The organism is Streptomyces sp. NPDC006365 (assembly GCF_042870755.1).
GTDB classification, from domain to species: Bacteria; Actinomycetota; Actinomycetes; order Streptomycetales; family Streptomycetaceae; genus Streptomyces; species Streptomyces xiangluensis.
On the sequence record NZ_JBIAHS010000016.1, the window covers coordinates 77,856 to 95,312 of the forward strand.

Consider the following 17,457-nt stretch of genomic DNA (forward strand, 5'->3'; position numbering starts at 1 on the left):
GGCCATGGTCGCTTCACAGGCCTGGGGGCTCCGTCCCCTGGGTGAGCTTCCCGGTGTCGATTCGGTGACGTACGGCATCGTCACACCCGGCCCGCACCAGCCCGCAGGAGTGCCTCTGCTCCAGGCGGGGGACATCGCGGGTGGCGTGGTGGACCAGAGCAATCCCAGGATGATCGACGCAGCTGTGCACCGCCGTCACCAGCGGACCTCCCTCGTCGCAGGCGACCTTGTCGTCGTTCTGGTGGGCCGGATCGGGGACGCCGCAGTCGTCGGCGCGGAGCAGCACGGATGGAACGCCGCCCGGTCGGTGGGCGTCGTCCGCTTCACCGAAACGGGGCAACAGTACGGCATCAGTACATGGCTCAAGTGGTGGTTGAAGACACCGGAAGCTCGCGCTCGGTGCTCGGAGAGTTCAGCGGGCTCGGCGCACTCCACATTGACCATCGCCACACTTACGCAGCTCCCTGTACCGATGCCTCCCCTCGACCTTCGTACACGGCTCCTCCGCACGATGCGCCTCATCGAACGACGGATGATGCTGAACACCCGGATCGCGGCGTGCGCGATGGAACTCGCGGACGCGCACTTCGCCAGATGCCTGGAGGAGCACAAGGACGCGACAAGGCCGGTCGCAGCGATTGGCGACGTGGGTGAAGTAGTGGGTGGGATGCGGAGGTCCGATGTGTTCGAAGGAGGTAACCCCGTGGCGTGGGCGGCACCGGCCGAGGTCCTTCGGCACAGGCTCGCCCATCTCGACCGAACCGATCAGACCACCTGGGCGCTTCGCCACGCGGTGTGTGCTGCGGGGACGATTCTGGTTGCGCCCAGGCCCGGCGGGGTGGAAACGGTGGTGTCCCGGATTCCCCTGGTTCCCGGACGCGGAACGCTTGCGGTCCGTATCGAGAGAGAGGCGGACCGGATGTGGCTGCTGCACGAGCTGCGGTCCAGGAGCAAGGAACTCGTCTCCACGGCGCAGGGGCAGCAAGGGCGCGAGATGAGCCGAAAGGCGTTCACACGCTTCACCGTGTCCTGGCCGGACTCCATTCATGTGAGGGAACCGTTTGCCCGTGTCGCGGCGCCGCTCCATGAGCGGGCAGCCATGGCACTTGACGAGAACCGGGTGCTTGAGGCGCTGATCACAACAGAGTTGACGCGGATGGCCGAGCAGTCGAAGGGAAGGAGGTGAAGCCGGTGCCGCCTCGAAGGAGAACACCCACAGCGGTCACGGAGCTGATCTGGAAGGCCGCGGACAAGCTGCGCGGCGGCATGGACGCGGCTGAGTACAAGCACGTCCTACTCGGACTTCTCTATCTTCGTTATCTCTTCATCGAGTTCGAGGAGTCCCGTCGGCAGCTCGGTGAGGGCTTCGTGGACGATCCGGACGCGTACACCACCGTGGGCATGCGTTGGATACCGCCTGCCGCTCGCTGGGACGTGCTGGCCGAGAGGTTGGGGGAGCCCGGGTGCCCTGCAGGTGAGACCCTCGACGATGCGCTGCGCGCACTGACGCGGAGCAACCGGGACCTCGACAACGTCTTTCCGGACGGCCTCGGGCTCGCCGGCCGTGTGGACGACCAGCGCATCCTGGAATTGTTCGCGTTGTTCGGCGACGAACGCGTGATCGGACGCGGGGTACGCACGGCGCGACCTGGCGTGGGAGAGCTGTATGAGTACTTCCTGCACTTTTTGGACGAGTTCGCCCGCGTCGAAGGGAGGCGAGGCGGGGAGTTCCACACGCCGAGGAGCGTGGCACGACTACTGGTCGAGATGCTGGAGCCGCACGAAGGCCGGGTGTACGACCCGTGCTGTGGTGCGGGCGGACTGCTGGTCCAGGCTCGTTGGTTCGTGGAGACACATCGAGGGCGGGAACACGCCGAGGGGCTCCGGGTCTACGGACAGGAGATCAATCAGCGCACCTGGCAGCTGGCGAAGATGAACCTGGATCTCCACGGGATGGCCTCGAGCGGTATAGGCCGTCGATGGGCCGACACCTTGGCGGAGGACCGGCTGCGGGAGCTCAAGGCGGACTTCGTGATGGCCGTCCCGCCCTTCAACATCAGTGACTGGGCCCGCGATGAGTTCGATCCGCGCTGGCGGTACGGGGTCCCACCGGCGAGGAATGCGAACTTTGCCTGGCTGCAGCATGTCATTTCCAAGCTGGGCGACCGCGGCAGTGCCGCTGTTGTGCTGGCGAACGGCTCTCTGTCGTCGCGGCAGCTGGGGGAGGACCGGATTCGTGTCTCCGTGATGGAGGACGATCTGGTCGCCTGCGTGATCGCGCTGCCCGACCGCCTCTTTCGGAGTACTTCGATTCCGGCATGTGTCTGGTTTCTGACGAAGGACAAGTCGTCGCAGGGCGTTCGGGATCTGGCCGATCGTCGTGGTGAAGTGCTGTTCATCGATGCTCGCGCCATGGGGGAGATGATCGGCCGCGCAGAACGCGTGCTGACAGACGCGAACCTCCGGGAGGTCGTCGGCACGTACCGGGCTTGGCGGGGAACGGATACCTCGCAGGCGTACCGGGATGTGACCGGCTTTTGCCGTTCCGTAAGACTCGGCGAGACCCGCGAACATGGTCACGTCCTCACTCCGGGACGCTACGTGGGTTCGGCGGATATCAGTGAGGAGCAGCGGAAGAGCCCGGTGGAGGAGCGTGTCGCGGAGCTGACCCGGGAGCTTCTCGAACTCCTGGATGCGGCAGATCGGACGGAGGCTGAGATACGGAAGCATCTTGGAGCGTGAGCGCTCGGTTGCCCAGTACTTGTGCCTTGCTTGCCGGAATCTGCACGATCCGACACCAGAGCTCTGTACTTGCAGTGCCGGGCCTTCGACCTTCGGTGGGCAACCTGGTTGTGGCGTGTGATGCGTATGCCTAAGGTGAAGGCAGGTAGGGAGCTCGGGACAGGACCTGGGCCACCGCCGGTCTCTTCGAGGTACGGAGCGTCGGAACGCGCCCTCGCCACCGCCTCTCTCCGCATTCTTCCGTGACCACCAGGCTGTCTCGGCTCGGTGGTCGAAAGGCGTTCTCATGACCGTTTATTCTCAGCACGCGAACCGCGGGAAGACGCAGATCCTGGCGACCTACCAGGGGCCGGGTGGGGTCGAGTCGTCGACTGTGACGAGCCTGGCCACATCCGCCCTTGCGGCACCGATAGTTGACGCGCTCAATCGGATCTCCGCCCTCACCACCGTCCCGGTGAGCGTTCATGATCGTCGTGGCCGCAGGGTGGCGCACTATCCGACGAAGCACATTGCAGCGCTGACCGACCTGGCTTCGCGCGCCGATCTTCTGAGCGGTGCGCACAGCCTGTGGTACGAGTACACCTGTCTGCAACTCCACCAGGCGCTCGCCGATTTGGACGAAGCTCTGACGGTGGTGCCTGAGCCCATCCGTATCGCGATCAACGCGGAACTGGAAACGGAAGCACGGCAGTTGTCCGAGGCGCTCGCCGAGTACTCAGAGGGAACTTCCGTGCCCGAGACGGAGGGCCGGCGTTCCTGGGACTTCGGCCAGCCGTTCGTGACGTATGACGGCGGAGTGGACATGCTGAGCCGTGAGGCACGTGATCAGCTGGATCGTCTCGAAGAAGGGATCACTCCCGAGGAGCGTGAGAAGGCCATCGCGAACCTGCGGGTGCTGGTCACCGCCTGCTCTCGGTTCCCTGACATGCTGGGGGGGCTGGAAGAGGCCAATCTTGCGATCTTCGCTGAGCCGTACGATTCGGACGGGTACTACCTGTCTGTCCATGCGCCGGAGCCCGGTGACGACGGCGCCGATTCCTGGGACGTCGAGATCTGCCGCTGGGTACCCGATGACCCCGACGAGGACTACGAGGATTGCGATAGCGCAACAGGTAGTGCGGTAGTTCGCTGTGTACTCCCCACGTCGCCGGGCGCTGATGAGATCGCCGATCTGTTGAACCGGGTCGAAGGTCAGGCGGACCTGCTTGCTAAGTGGGCCGAGACGCCTGTCGGAGGGGTGCTCGAGGGGACACGGTTCGTCGTCACCGAGTGCTGCGACGACTGAGCCTCTGCCCTCATGATCAGGCGGCCGTCGATCCCGAGGCGGCAGCGCTCGACCTGGTTCTCGATCTGCTTCTCGTCCCCAACCGAGTTTGCGGTCAGCCGCCCATGGCGAGTTGGCCGCTGCCTCGGAACTAGCCTCCGGAGTCCCGGCCAGGAAGCCGAATGCGTGAGCGATGCGTGAGCGGACGGTTCGGCACCCATTGGATCAAGCGTCATGCCTTCGAGCTCTGCAAGTCTCTGACCAGGGAAAGCGGATCGAGCGTGATCACGGGTCAGAGACCGTCACGATCTCGCAAGCCCTCGTAGTGCGTAGGTCTCGGGTTCGAATTCCGAAGGCGGCTCTCCTTGAAGCCCAGCCCAGACAGTGTCTGAGCTGGGCTTTGGCGTTGAGCGGATGTCGCGTCGGCAGTGGGCGTGGGCCGCCCTGGTGCCCGTGGTCTCAATTGCGCGCCGCTCAGCTTCGTCGGCTTGCCGTCACCAGCGGTGAGCAGGCGAAGGGCCGACCGTCACCCGTTCCCGTAGTCCTCGACCAGGTTGGCGATGAGCGAGAGCAGGGCGTCGGCGCGGTGCCGGTCCTCGTGCTGGTTGCGCAAGGCCTCGTCGACTGCACGGAGGCGGGCAAGGGCGGCCGGGTTGCGGTCCCTCACCTCGTCGAGCAGCGGCGTGGTGATCAGGTCCAGGCATTCGGTGAGCAGGCGACGGGTGGCGGGGGCGGGGGGAGCCGGGTCGGGGACGGCGAAGCCGGTGGTGAGATACCGCGCGGGGTCGGTCAGGCTCCAGCCGACGACGGTGTTGTGCTGGACAAGGAGCGCCACGTCGGGGGCGATGCCGATGCGGGCTTCCAGGGGCTCATCGAGGACGTCGAGGTCGCGTAGGCAGGTCAGCACGGTGTCCCCGGGAGCACGGCAGAGTTCGGTCGTCACCTCCAGGCGGAAGCCCTGGGCCTTGTCCGCGCGGAGGCCGCCTGGATGGACGGGGGGTGTGGTGGGAACACGGGCACAGTCCTCGGCAGAGGCGGACTCATAGGGCACTCGGAACCCGGCGCCGACCAGTTCCCGGCCGGCCTGGTCGAACCGGAGTTCGTCGGGATCGTCCCACAGCCACTCCTGGCTGCCGAAAGTGTCCGCGAGGAACCGCTGCCATTCCTTCACGTCCGCGTACTCCGCAATGCGCACATATTGGCCCGGAAAGTCGAAGCGCGGGGTGATGCGCAGTGGATCGCCCGTCACCGTCGCATTCCAGTCGCCGTCGAGGGTGAGTCTCATGGTGAATGCCACCTCATCGAATCTGCACTGCGGGAGCCATGTAGCCGTTCTTGGCTGGAATCCTGCCCTCCACGACGTCTGCGTGGGTGATCGGCCCACCGGGATCGCTGGGCAAGCCGCCAAGCGCCCTCACGCCGGAGTCGCCTCTGGTGCCGGACGGGCCGTATGCCGTGATGGCATTGCCTGCCCCGGCGCCGCCACCCTCCGCCACCACGATGTCCTCCCCTTGCCGGAAGACCAGCCTTCCGCTGCCCGCCGTCGAGTGGTACACCGCGTCCGGGCTCTTGAGGATCTCCAGGACCCGTTCGTCGGTGAAGTTGTGCATGGAATCCGCGTGGTAGTTGCCGGCCTTTCTCATCCGGTCGCCCTGGGCCCTCTCGACGACCTCGTCCGCGGTCTGGATGGCCTTTTCCCTGGCCTGCTGGGCCTTCTCCTCCTTCGTGTACTTGGGCATGAGGCCCAGCGGGTCGCACCCGCTGTACGGGTTGTCCACATAGCCGACGGGATTCGGCGCGGGAGCCAGGCCCAGTGGGTCCGGTGAGGTGTAGCGGCCGGTCTCGGGGTCGTAGTGGCGGAAGCAGTTGTAGTGCAGGCCGGTCTCGGGGTCGTAGTACTGGCCGGGGAAACGCAGCGGGGTGTACGCGCTGCTGTCCCGGGACCAGGCCGTGGTGCCCCAGAGCGTGCTCCGGGTGCGCCAGGCGATGTCGCCCGTCTCGTCGATGAGTTCGGTCGGCGTGCCGACGAGGTCGGTGGCGATGGCGAAGAACCGCCGGTCGATCTCCTCCTGGCGGTCGTCGGCCGTGAGGATGCGCTCGGTCTGGGCCAGGGGGACGAAATCCCGGTGATCCCAGGTGAGGGCGACCGTGTTCGGAACGTCCGGCTGGTGGCTGGTCTGTTCGCACAGGGTGAGCCCGTCCCAGGTGAACCGGACCTCCTCGACCACGCTCTCGCCGTCGGCCGCCAGCCGTTGTTTCGCGGTGCGGCGGCCGAGCGGGTCGTAGCGGTACCTCCACCGGGTCCCGTCGGGGGTGGTCACGGAGGTGAGGCGGTTCTCCGTGTCCCATGTGTAGCGCCAGGTGTCCGGCTTGCGGGAGAGGCGGGTCTTCTGCCGCAGGGTGACCCGGCCGAGGGCGTCGTACTCGAAGCGGACGTCTCCGGCGCGGGTGAGGGTGGTGCCGGTGTAGGCGCGCGGTCCGGTGGCCTCGCGGCCGGGGTGGCCGGAGGGCCAGGACGCCGAGGTCTGGTTGCCGGCGTCGTCGTAGGCGTACCGCTCCGTCCAGCCCTGGGCGTGGACGGCGGTGACCCGGCCCACCCGGTCGAGGTCGAAGGTGCGGGAGCCCGACAGCCGGTCCGCGACGGAGGTCAGATGACCGTCGGCGCGGTAGGAGTAGGAACGGCTGTTGACGTCGCGCCCACCGACGGTGATGTGCTGCGTGGAGAGCCGTCCGGCTTCGTCCCAGGCGGAGGCCATGGTGATCGCGTCGCCGAAGACGCGGGCGAGTTCCCGGCCGGCGGCGTCGTGCGTGAAGTCGATCCGGTGACCGCCGCTGGTCAGGCGGTGGGGCAGTCCCTCGGAGCCGTAGGAGTAGGAGGTGACGTGACCGGTGGGCGTGGTGCGGCGTGTACGGCGGCCCAGGACGTCGTGGGCGTACAGGATGGGGCGGCCGTCGACCAGTTCCGCCTTGGTGTGTCCGCGTCGGTCGTACTGGTAGCGGAGTTCGCTGTCCGGTCCGGCCGCCTCCAGCAGGCGTCCTGCCCTGTCGTAGGCGTAGGTCGTCACCTGGCCGTCGACGTCCTTGTGGACTACCTGACCGAGCTGGTCGCGCTCGAACGAGATGGTCCCGCCGAGCGCGTCGGTGCGGGCGGCGAGCCGGCCCGCGGCGTCCACCCGGTAGGTGAGGGTGCGGCCGTCGAAGTCGGTCTCGGAGACGACGTCACCGGCGGCGTCGTACTCGTAGGTCCAGGTCAGCCCTTGCGGGTTGGTGACGCGGGTGAGGCGCAGCTCGGCGTCGTGCTCGAACTCGTAGCGGGCGCCGTCGGGCCGCGTGCGGGCGACCGGCAGGTCGAAGTGGGTGTACTCGAAGCGGGAGACGCCACCGGACGCGTCGGAGTGGGTGAGGCAGTTGCCCTCGCCGTCGTAGGTCCATGACTGAGTGGCGCCGTCGGGGCCGGTGCGCCGGGCGAGCTGCCCGTCGGCGTGCCACTCCAGGCGGGTGACGCCGCCCACAGGATCGATGATGCGGACCGGTCTTCCCAGGGCGTCCCGCTCCGTGCGGGTGATGGCGCCGGCCGGGTCGGTCACCTCCACGGGCAGCCCTGCCGCGTCGCACACCACGTGTGTCGTGGCTCCGAGGGCGTCGGTGACCGAGGTGAGTCGGCCTGCGTGGTCGTAGGTGTAGCGGGTGGTGGAGCCGGCCTGGTCGCAGACTGCCGTGCGGTTGCCGCGTTCGTCGAACTCATGGACCATGCGGGCGCCGTCCGGCCCGACGACCTCCACCGGCAGACCGAACGGGCCCCGCACGGTACGCAGTTCGCTTCCGTCGGGGCGGATGGCCGAGACGGCCCGGCCGTCCTCGTCGTAGGAGAAGGCGGTGGTGAGGCCCAGCGGATCGGTGCGGGTCAGGAGGTTGCCGCGCGGGTCGTAGGTGAACCGGGTGGTGTGGCCGAGCGGGTCGGTGACGGCCAGGAGACGGCAGCCGGCGCCGAACACATGGCGGGTCGCGTGCCCCTCGGCGGTGGTGAGCGTGGTGGTGCGGTGGCCCGTCTCGGGGTCGGGTTCGGTGTAGGCCAGGGTGATCTGGACGTGGCCGGCCTCACCGCCCTCCGCCACGACGCGGTCGCGGTCGTCGTAGACGTAGTCGTAGCGGCTTCCGTTGGAGTCGATCCAGGCGATGACGCGGCGGCGGTCGTCGTAGGCGAAGGCGGTGGTGGCGCCGGAGGGCTTGGTGACGGCGGTGAGGTTGCCCTCCTCGTACCCGTAGCTCATCAGGGGCAGGTCCGCGCCGCCCTCGCCCGCCCCGGCCAGGGACAGGGCGGTGATCAGGCCGTCGGTGACGGACAGCTTCACCTGGTGGCCCGCCGAGTGGACCAGGGCCAGCGGCAGGCCGTCCTCGCCGCGGTCGACGGTGATCGTGTGGCCGTTGCGTTCGGTGATGCCCGACAGCCAGGCCGAACCGTCGCCTCCCGGCTCGCCACCGGACGGGGCGGTGAAGTGGAAGGTGAGCCCGCTGTCGGGGTCGGTGACCGTGTAGTCGCCGTCGGCGTCGCGGGCCAGCAGGGTGCGGGCCCTGCTCGTTTCCGGCGTGGTGGGCGCGCCGGGGACCGGGTGCGGGTACGGGATCAGGAGCCCCTCGGCGGTGACGTGGACGACGCCGATGGCGTCGATCTGCAGACGCTCGTCGACGGTGGACGTCCAGGCGGGACCCAGGAAGCGGCCGACCGTGCAACCGGACTCGGTGCGGCGGGTGAAGACCAGCGGCAGGATGCCGGGCAGTTCGACGTCGGTCTGGGGCAGGTACATCCGGCCCGTGGCGAGGTCCACCGGGTCGCCGCCCTGGTTGCGGTCGCCGTCCGGGGTGTTGTGGGCGCCGTCCGGGTCGTCGTCGATCAGCTTGCGCGCCCGTGCGGCGTCGGCGGCCTCCTCGGCGATGCGCACACCCTTCACCGCGGCGCCGCCGCCGCCCGTGGCCACGGTCAGTGCGACATCCGGCAACAGACGGCCGAAGCCCTCGGCCGGGTCCTTCATGAAGTCCTTGACCATCTGGGTACCGGTGCCGATGGGATCGTTGGCGGCGACCACCAGACCGGCGGCAAGGCTGTTGAGGGACGTGGCGTACTCGGCCGGGTGCGTGAGGTTGTACGGGTCCATGGGGTTGATGCCCCGGACGAAGTTGAGGATCCCCGCCGTGCCCTTGATGATGCCGCCGCCGACGTGGTCGCCCATGATCTGCAGTTCCTGGACGCCGTCGCTCAACTGGTCGGCGTACGACGGCTTCTCCGGGGCCATGTCGCGGGCGGCGCGGACCGCCGTACGCGCGGTCTCCGCCGCCGAGTTCCGCTGCTTGCGGGCCTCGGCGAGGATGTCCTGGGCATCCTGCATCAGCTGCTTGCCGGGGTCGTGGAACGTCTCCGCGGGCCTGGGAGGGAGCGAGGACGGGTCGCGCTCGTCGGCGGGCGAGGCGTTGTAGCGGTCGACGGCGGCGTTGTAGCCGTCGACCTTCGTGCGGTGGGCGTCGGCGGCGTCCTCGGACGCCTTGACACCCTCCTTCCACTTGTCGATCGCTGCCTGCGCCTGTCCCTGCGCCCAGGTGACGGTGTCGGCGAACGCGTCGAGCGCGCCGAGCGCCTTCGCGCAGGCGTCGGCGGCGGCGTACCACTTGGGCGGCTGGGTGCTCACCGCGATGCGCAGCGCTTCGGCCGCTTCGCCCTTGAGCCGGGAGGAGTCGAGGCCCCTGAGACCGTCGCCGGTGTCGTCGAAGGCCGTCTGGAAGGCCCGGAGTTTCTTGGCGGTGGCGTCGAGTTCGGCGGGGCTGCCGTAGATCAGCTTGGTCTTGTCCTCAGTCTGCCCGAGGTCCATCTCGTCGACCTCGGCGCCCATCCGGTTGGCGACCGAACGGGACTGCTCGCGCACCCAGTCCGCACCCGACTCCCAGCCGACGTCATCCAGCCGGTCGGCGGTCCAGTTCCCGGCGTCCTCGACCCGGTTGCCGGCCCACTCGACGCCGTCCTCGACCGCGTTCTCGACCGAGTCGGGCGTGATGTCACTGATGAAGTCGCCGATACCCACAGTCAGTTCCCCCCGGACTCACCCTGCTGCTGCGCCTGCTGGGCGCGTTCCTCCGGCGACGGGCCGAAGGTGTCGTCCAGCGCCTGATTCCACTGGTCGTCGGAGATGCCGAGCGCGTCGCCCAGCATCTCGGACCGCCGGCCGCCCTGGCCCTCGGTGAGGACGGTGCGGCCGGTGTCTTTCCACGTCTGCTCCATCTCCTGACCGGCCTGCTCCCACGACTCGGCGCTCCAGTCCGGGTCGAGGGCGTCCGGCGTGAACACCTCGCCCCAGTCCTGCTGGGTGATCTCCTCCTCGGTGGCGTGCGGGTTGCCGCCCATCACGGAGTTGACGCCCACCTTCAGTGAGCCCTCGACGTACTGGTCGTGCTCCCACTGGGTGCCCGCCGCCAGGCCGAGGCGGTTCGCGAGCGCGCCGGCATCACTCACCAGGGCTCGCACACCCCACTCCCAGCGCTCGCAGAAATCCTCGAAGTCGACCGAGAGGCCGTGGTGCCCGGCCTCCATCCCGGTCATCGACAGCTCCGAGAAGCCCTTGCCCATCACCGAACCGGTGGCGCCGCCGAGTTCACCGAGCTGGTCGATGGTCGCGCCCACGCCCTGCGTGAACTTCGCGACAGACGCCTTGTCGAATTGCAGGTCAGCCCCGTCACCGCCCAAGGTCGCGCCCCTCCTGTGCCTCGCCGGAGTCGACGGCGACGCGGTCCGGGACGATGCCGACGACCGGCGGGAAGAACATCGACCCGTCCTCGGTGGCAATGTCGACGGCAAGGCCGGCGGGCTCGTCCAGAGACGGCACGACCTCGTCGACGATGCGGGCGCCCAGCAGCGCCGCGTAGTCCATGGGCTGATCACCGTATGAGTGATGCAGGGCGAACCGGGCCAGCGCGGCCTCGTCGGTGAACCCGCAGATCCACCGCACCCCGCCGGACCGCGCCGACCAGAGGCCCCCGTCGGCCGTCGGCACCAGAAAGACCGAGCGCCGCATCTCACCGACCAGCGCACGAGGGTCACCGATCCCCCTTCTCCGCTCGGCAATTCGCTCGGCGAGCGCTGTCCTTGTCTGCTCCACGGACCCTCCCCGTCGTAGGTGACTGACGGCACCGTAGATCAAGACGCGTGGCATGACAGGGTCGGTTCTCGTGAAGGTCTGCTCGGGTCGGGGCAGACCCTCTTCCGCTCCCGCGGGACGACGGCGACGGTCGCTGCGGCGGCTTCCCGCTCAACCTCTTCCAGCACGCTGGTGTGGATACCGGAGGTGACCCGAATCGAGGAGTGGCCGAGCCTGCGCTGCACCGCGACCATGACCACGCTGCCGGCCGGAACGGCCAGGGTGGACGCCGTCGTCATGAACATCGACCGCCGACGGCAAGGGCCGCGCTACGGCCCGCGGCCACCACGCGATCTTCGGGAGTCCACACAACCCCCGTCGATCACGCGGTGGCCGTTCCGTTCCTGCCCGGGCCGACGCAAGACCGCGAAGTCGGACCGGAGTATCAGCAGGTGGAGTTGGATTGAGTCAACAGCCCGAGTCGCCAGGGCAGGCTGTTGTAGTCGGTGCTGGAGTTGGGGTCTCTGCCTTGATACAGGTACTGCATCTTGCAGGGGCTGATGGTCAGGGTCTGGTCGTACCCGGCCCGGATCATCTCCCCGTGGCTGATGTCCTTGGTCCACGCGCCCGCGGGGAAAGTGACGTTGCCGGCCCCCGCGAACGGGTTGCTCTCACTGGCCGCCAGCGCGGTCCACGAGCCGTCGATGCTGCCCGACGTCCACGATCGGAAGTAGCGTCGGCCGTCCGACCCGATCGCCTCCACGGTCAGCAGGTACTGGTTCTTGCCCTGGACCTTGTAGACGTTGGCGGCCTCGAAGAGGTTGTTGCGGTTGGCGTCCTGCGCGGCGATGACGGTGTTGGTCATCCCGTTGGGGAACTGCGACAGCGTGGTCTGCGACCGGTACAGCTGTCCGTTGTCGTCGGAGGAGAACAGGTAGCAGTTCGCCGAATCGCAGATCACCCACATGTCCACCCAGTACCCATTGCCGATGTTCTGCGAAATGATCGTCGGCATTGAGGAGTAGAAGCCCTTCGGGGCGCTCCACCCGTTCGGGTTGCTGATATCCGCATTGGTCGAGTACGACGCGTTGTCACCGGTCTGGTACACGAGATACCACAGGTTCTGCGGTGCGAAGTAGAACACCTGCGGCGCAGCCCGATACCCCTTGCCGATCGGCGATTGGTCCAGGTAGTGCTGGGTGGCTGAACCCGCCTGCGACCAGTCGGTGAAGCTCAGGTACACCATGCTGTAGCCGGACGAGTCGGCCACGCTGGCGAACACGTGGTACTTGCCGTTGTAGTGCACCACCGACGGGTCCTTGATCCCGGCGATGTTGTGGCTCGCATCCGACTTCGGCGCGATCAACACCCCGCTGGAACTCCATTGGAACGTCGACGGCAGGGAGCCGGTGGCGGACGGGGAGGGGGACGTGGTGGTCCCACTGGCCGTTGGGCGGACTCGTCGGGGCTTTGTGCGCGGTCGATCAGTCGACGACGGGCTGGTGGACGGGCTGGTGGATGGGCCGGCGGACGGGCCGGCGGACGAGCTGGTGCCGGCGCCCAGGGTGCTGATCACGGCGTCGTAGGCCGGCTTCGGGTTGCCGCCGCTGTCGAACAGCAGCGGGGTGTCCGAGCTCCGCCACGAGTCGCTGTCGCGGATGCCCCACACGGTGATGCCGGTGCACCGCGACACGTTCAGGCACGCCTTGACGGTGTTGGCGTACGCGGTCGGCGGGGCGGTGGTGATGTCCAGCTCGGTGATCTGCACGTCCACGCCCAGCGCCGCGAAGTTCGACAGCGTGGTGCCGAAGCTTGCCGGCGGCCCGCCGGCGCCGAAGTGGCTCTGGAGCCCGACACAGTCGATGGGTACGCCACGGGACTTGAAGTCGCGCACCATCCCGTACACGCCCTGAGTCTTGGCGTCGGTCCAGTTCTCGATGTTGTAGTCGTTGTAGCACAGCTTGGCCGCCGGGTCGGCCGCCCGGGCGGTGCGGAACGCTTCCTCGATGAACCCGTTGCCCAGCACCTTCTGGAACACCGAGCTGCGGAGCTGGGTGGATCCGTCGGCGAACGCCTCGTTGACGACGTCCCACGAGTGGATCTTGCCCTTGAAATGGGACATCGCGGTGGTGATGTGGTTGTTCATCGCGCTGCGCAGCGTGGCAGCGTCGGTGATGCCGCTGACCCAGTTGGGCAACTGGGAGTGCCACACCAGAGTGTGCCCGCGCAGCTGCTGCCCGTGGGAGGTCGCGTGGCTGACGATCTGGTCGGCCGGACCGAAGTTGAACGATCCCCGGGAGGGTTCCGTGGCGTCCCACTTCATCTCGTTCTCCGGGGTGATCATGTTGAATTCCCGGTCCAAGATCGTGGAGTACGTCGAGTCACCGAGCCTTCCGGCGGCCACAGCGGTGCCGAAGTACCTGCCCGAGGGGGCCGCCTGCGTACCCAGGGTGGCGGCTCCGGCGGAGCTGGGGAGGAGCGTCACGACACCGGCCACGGCCGCCGCGGCCGACAGTCCTGTCACCACTGCTCGGCGACGCCGGCCGAGCCGGTGCAGGCCCTTCATGATTCCCCTCTTCGAGGGTCGCGGGTCACCCCGGGTGCCGTGATCGTGCGCGCATCGGCCGGTACGGCCTGATCCGCCGCGGGTTGGGTGCGGTGCAGGACGTGGGGCCGTTCCTGCGTACCGGTCGCCCGGGGTTCGTGGGTGTGTCGCGTCATGGGAGCGGCTTTCTTCAGGGGATACGTCAACGTGGGAAGTCGGGGAACCTGCCACGCCGGCACGTCATGGTGAGCGGCGGGAAGGGCGTCCCACGAAGTGGAGGCCTGCGAACCCGCGCCCTCGTAACAGAAAAGTCGCGCCGTCCGGACGATTGCTCAGTGATGCATCTCGCAGGCAAAAGGCGTTATGCCAAGCCCCGCAGTCCGGTCGTCCCTGTGGAAAGGGCGCGCCGCCCTGATCATCAGTGAAGGTCTTTGGAGTGATATCGGTTGCGGTTGCGGTGATCAGCCTTCAGGCCGGTCTCGGCGAGGCGGCCGTCGATGAATGCGGATCGAAGCCGGCTTCGGCGCAGCACTCGGCTCACTGCCGGGCTGAGAACGGCGTGGTGCAGGATCAACCAGCTGTCACTGCGCAACTCGGTCCAAGAATGCTCAAGGAGCGGTTCTCAGGCCCAGGCCCTGCGCATGATGAAGGAAGCCTGGCCGGCGAAGGCTTTCGTGCCGTCGGAGCCATCCAGCCAGATGCCACCGTCGCGGTGGCGGATGACCGATCCGGGATAGTTGTGCGCGTGCAGGGTCACCGATCCGGCGACCGCCCCGGGGCGCGGGCAGAAGGTGGCGTCTTCACGGAACAGTTCGCTGCCGTCGTTGGTGGTCATCTGGAGCCGCAGGTCACGATGGCGCAGATAGCGGCCGTCGGCGGCGCGGAAGGTGACGCACCGTGTGTCGGCCAGCCCCCGGATGACCGTGAAGGTGACCCGCTGCCGTGTCTTCGCGCTGCCGGACGCGGGGACCCGGCCGAGCGTCGCGAAGTCGCCGGCATACGTGAGGTACAGGGCGGGCTTGTCCACGGACTCCAGCGACTGTGCGCCCAGCGGAACAATGCCCGCGACGGCGGACGGACTCACCGGGGACGGTACGGCCGACGTGGCGTTTCGCGACGGGATCGGCGTGGGATGGCCGACCGTGGGAGCGGCGGTGGCGCCGGGCACCCGATGCGCCGGTTCGGGCCAGGTCACGTAGGTGGCGGTCCCGGTGATGAGCACCGCGCCGGTGGTGAGGCCCACCAGCGGATGAGCGGTCGCCGCGTAGAGTTTGCCGATCAGCGAGACGTGCAGACCGCCTCCCCCCGTCGCCGTCGCCGTCGCCGTCGCCGTGCCGACGGCGACGTGTGCCGTGGCCAGCCCGGCGGCGCTCGCGGCCGTACCCGACAGCAGGCCCTTGGCGGCCAGCGCGGCGATGAGCCCGGCCGGGACGGCCAGTGGCGCGAGGCCGAGGAGCAGTCGTTCGGCCGGAACCCGTTCTGTCGTCGTCGCCGTACAGACCGGGCAGCCGCGGGTGTGCCGCGCGATCCGCTTGCGCCACACCGATGTACGGAGACCGTCCCAGCCGACGACGGTCTCGTCCAACTGCGGACAGCGCGGGTCGGCCTCCAGCGCGGCGACGATCGTCCGGCTCAGTTCCAGCTGCTCGCGCATGCGTTGCAGGCTCACTCCGACGTGGGCGACCGTGAGCCCCGTCGCGGCGGCGATGTCGTCACGGCTCAGCGAGCCGGCGCATTCCTGCCACCACAGCGACAGCAGCACCCGATGGTCCGGGTCGAGCCACCGGCGGGCTTCGACAACCTGACGGCGCTCGTCCGACACATGCAGACGCAGGATCGTCATGTCCTCAGGTACGGCGCCGGCGTCCGGTATCTGGCGTGCCTCGTCGATGACCGTTGTCCGGTCGGCGAAGGCGCGTTGCTGGTGCCAGTGGTTACTGATCTGGCGGAGCGTGATCGACACCAGCCAGGACCGGAAGCTCTCCGGGGCACGCAGGGCAGGCAGGTCGCGCACCACGCGCAGCAGGGTTTCCTGGACGACGTCGTCGACGTCGGCATGTCCGCTCAGCGCTCGCCCGACGATGTTGTAGAGCAACGGCAGGTACGCGGCGATCAGCTCCTCGCGCGCTCGATCGTCACCGGCCTGCGCCGCGACAACCAGCCGCGCGTGGTCCGCATCCATGAGCCTCATTCCCACCCTCCCTCAGGGGAGCGATCCGCCGACTGCGGCGCCACACCTTAAGCGTCGGCAAACGCATGCGGCCAGAGCCTGTGCCTTGGGTCACTGGACCGGCCTGCGCCGACTTGGAGGGCCGGTACCGCGCGTTGTGGGCTTGCCGGCGGCGTTCCATCGCCGACTCCAGGCGCTGCGTCCCGAGGGGATCTTCTACGCCGACGTCGCCCCGGAGACCACCCGGGAGGCGCGGGCTCCAGTCGCTCCTGTGGGTGTCGAGGCGCGGGCTCCAGTCGCTCCCGTGGGTGTCCCAGCCAATGGCGAAGGCGGCCTGGCACTCCATCCCAGTACCTACGTCATATTCGAGCAGGACGCCGCCATCCCCGTCATCGCCCAGGAGGTTCAGGAGGCCATGTCGCAGCGCGCCCAGCGGGGCTGTGGCTGGATGACACCACACCCTCCCCCTGCCTGTCCCGGCCCGCCGAGCCGGCCGCACTTCTGCGCGAGGGACTCACCGCGGCACAAGGCTGAGACCCGCCGCCCATCGCGGTGGAGAAGGAGCATCTGGCCGGGCACTTCTCCGTGAAGGGCTCCTTCAGCACCATCGGCCACCGCTGTCAGCGGGCCACCATCAGCCGAGGACCCGCAGCAGATGCTCCACCGCCTCGGCCATGCGGGTGCGGGCAGTCGCCAGGTAGGTCCGTGGGTCGACGGTGTGTGTGTCCTCGGCGATGAAGTCGCGAATCGCCTCGGTGAAGGCGATGTTCAGCGCTGTGCCGATGTTGATCTTCGTCATGCCGCCCATGGCCGCTCGGCGGAGTTCGTCGTCGGGTACGCCGGTCGAACCGTGCAGGACCAGCGGGGCCGGGACGGCGTGCGCGAGCCGGGCGATGAGTTCGTGGTCGAGTTTCGCGGTTCTGGTCGTCATCGCGTGGGAGCTGCCGACCGCGACGGCGAGCGCGTCGACGCCGGTGGCGGCCACGAAAGCGCGCGCTTCGTCGGGATCGGTACGGACTCCGGGGGCGTGTACGCCGTCCTTGCCGCCGATCTTGCCGAGTTCGGCCTCCAGCCACAGGCCTTGGGTGTGGGCCCAGTCGGCTGCGGCGCGGGTGGCGGCGACGTTCTCGTCGTGCGGCAGCGCCGAGGCGTCGTACATCGCCGAGCCGAAGCCGAAGTCGCCGGCGCGGCGCAGCAGCGCCTCGTCGGTGACGTGGTCCAGATGCAGGCCGACCGGGACGCGGGCGGCCTCCGCCACGGCGGCCGTGGCGGAGGCGAGGGGGCCGAGGGAGCCTCCGTGGAAGCGGACCGCGTTTTCGCTGATCTGGCAGATGACCGGTGCTCCGGCAGCCTCGGCGCCCGCGACGATCGCCTCGGCGTGCTCGAGTGTGATCACATTGAACGCGCCGACGCCGCGGCCGTCGGCGCGGGCGGAGCGGACGAGTTCGGCGGTGGAGATCAGGGGCATGGGGTAGTAGTGGCCTTTCCTCAGCTGTGAAGCCGTGCATGAATTCGCTTGTTTTGGCGGGATAAAATGCTCAAACAGGCATAGGCCTTCACGCCTGGGCTCAACGAATCCGGGCTTCAGAGATCCGGGCTTGGGAGATTCGGACTT

At 68.4% G+C, this 17,457-nt stretch carries 12 protein-coding genes; 3 read left to right on the plus strand and 9 right to left on the minus strand.

Features of this window, described 5'->3' with window-relative positions; genetic code table 11:
- Positions 1-13: 13 nt before the first annotated feature.
- A complete protein-coding gene (locus tag ACFYO0_RS33680; protein ID WP_388683740.1) occupies positions 14-286 on the minus strand; it encodes a hypothetical protein in 273 nt (90 codons plus the stop codon).
- 21 nt (positions 287-307) lie between these two features.
- Here ACFYO0_RS33680 and ACFYO0_RS33685 point away from each other — a divergent pair, with 21 nt between their 5' ends.
- The 3 genes from ACFYO0_RS33685 (at position 308) to ACFYO0_RS33695 (ending at position 4,027) form a co-directional block, all read left to right on the plus strand.
- Positions 308-1,186 carry a restriction endonuclease subunit S gene (locus ACFYO0_RS33685; RefSeq protein ID WP_388683742.1) on the plus strand — a complete coding sequence of 293 codons (879 nt, stop codon included), beginning with the start codon at positions 308-310 and terminating at the stop codon, positions 1,184-1,186.
- Positions 1,187-1,191: 5 nt separating this feature from the next.
- Positions 1,192-2,742 (plus strand): N-6 DNA methylase, encoded by a 1,551-nt coding sequence (locus tag ACFYO0_RS33690; protein WP_388683744.1) that lies wholly within the window; start codon positions 1,192-1,194, stop codon positions 2,740-2,742.
- Between the two features lie 286 nt (positions 2,743-3,028).
- Complete coding sequence (locus ACFYO0_RS33695) at positions 3,029-4,027, plus strand: hypothetical protein (protein ID WP_388683747.1); 999 nt, start codon at positions 3,029-3,031, stop codon at positions 4,025-4,027.
- 505 nt (positions 4,028-4,532) lie between these two features.
- Here the strand turns inward: ACFYO0_RS33695 and ACFYO0_RS33700 are convergent.
- The 8 genes from ACFYO0_RS33700 to ACFYO0_RS33735 all read right to left on the minus strand — a co-directional run bounded on the left by ACFYO0_RS33700 (position 4,533) and on the right by ACFYO0_RS33735 (position 17,310).
- Positions 4,533-5,291 carry a hypothetical protein gene (locus ACFYO0_RS33700; RefSeq protein WP_388683749.1) on the minus strand — a complete coding sequence of 253 codons (759 nt, stop codon included), beginning with the start codon at positions 5,289-5,291 and terminating at the stop codon, positions 4,533-4,535.
- A 13-nt stretch (positions 5,292-5,304) separates the two neighbouring features.
- The gene (locus tag ACFYO0_RS33705) at positions 5,305-10,077 is read right to left on the minus strand and encodes a putative T7SS-secreted protein (RefSeq protein ID WP_388683752.1); all 4,773 of its coding nucleotides are present in this window, start codon (positions 10,075-10,077) and stop codon (positions 5,305-5,307) included.
- Positions 10,078-10,079: 2 nt separating this feature from the next.
- Positions 10,080-10,736: a hypothetical protein gene (locus ACFYO0_RS33710; RefSeq protein WP_388683754.1), complete on the minus strand. Its 657-nt coding sequence runs from the start codon at positions 10,734-10,736 to the stop codon at positions 10,080-10,082.
- Positions 10,726-11,148, minus strand: a complete 423-nt coding sequence (locus tag ACFYO0_RS33715; RefSeq protein WP_388683756.1) for a hypothetical protein — start codon at positions 11,146-11,148, stop codon at positions 10,726-10,728. The genes ACFYO0_RS33710 and ACFYO0_RS33715 overlap by 11 nt, the downstream gene beginning before the upstream one ends.
- A 38-nt stretch (positions 11,149-11,186) precedes the next feature.
- Positions 11,187-11,426 (minus strand): hypothetical protein, encoded by a 240-nt coding sequence (locus tag ACFYO0_RS33720; RefSeq protein WP_388683758.1) that lies wholly within the window; start codon positions 11,424-11,426, stop codon positions 11,187-11,189.
- Positions 11,427-11,572: 146 nt separating this feature from the next.
- Positions 11,573-13,693, minus strand: coding sequence for a non-reducing end alpha-L-arabinofuranosidase family hydrolase (locus tag ACFYO0_RS33725; protein ID WP_388683760.1), 2,121 nt, complete (start codon positions 13,691-13,693; stop codon positions 11,573-11,575).
- Between the two features lie 601 nt (positions 13,694-14,294).
- Positions 14,295-15,863: a sigma-70 family RNA polymerase sigma factor gene (locus tag ACFYO0_RS33730; RefSeq protein ID WP_388683763.1), complete on the minus strand. Its 1,569-nt coding sequence runs from the start codon at positions 15,861-15,863 to the stop codon at positions 14,295-14,297.
- Between the two features lie 613 nt (positions 15,864-16,476).
- Positions 16,477-17,310 (minus strand): ketose-bisphosphate aldolase, encoded by an 834-nt coding sequence (locus ACFYO0_RS33735; RefSeq protein WP_388683765.1) that lies wholly within the window; start codon positions 17,308-17,310, stop codon positions 16,477-16,479.
- Positions 17,311-17,457 lie beyond the last annotated feature (147 nt).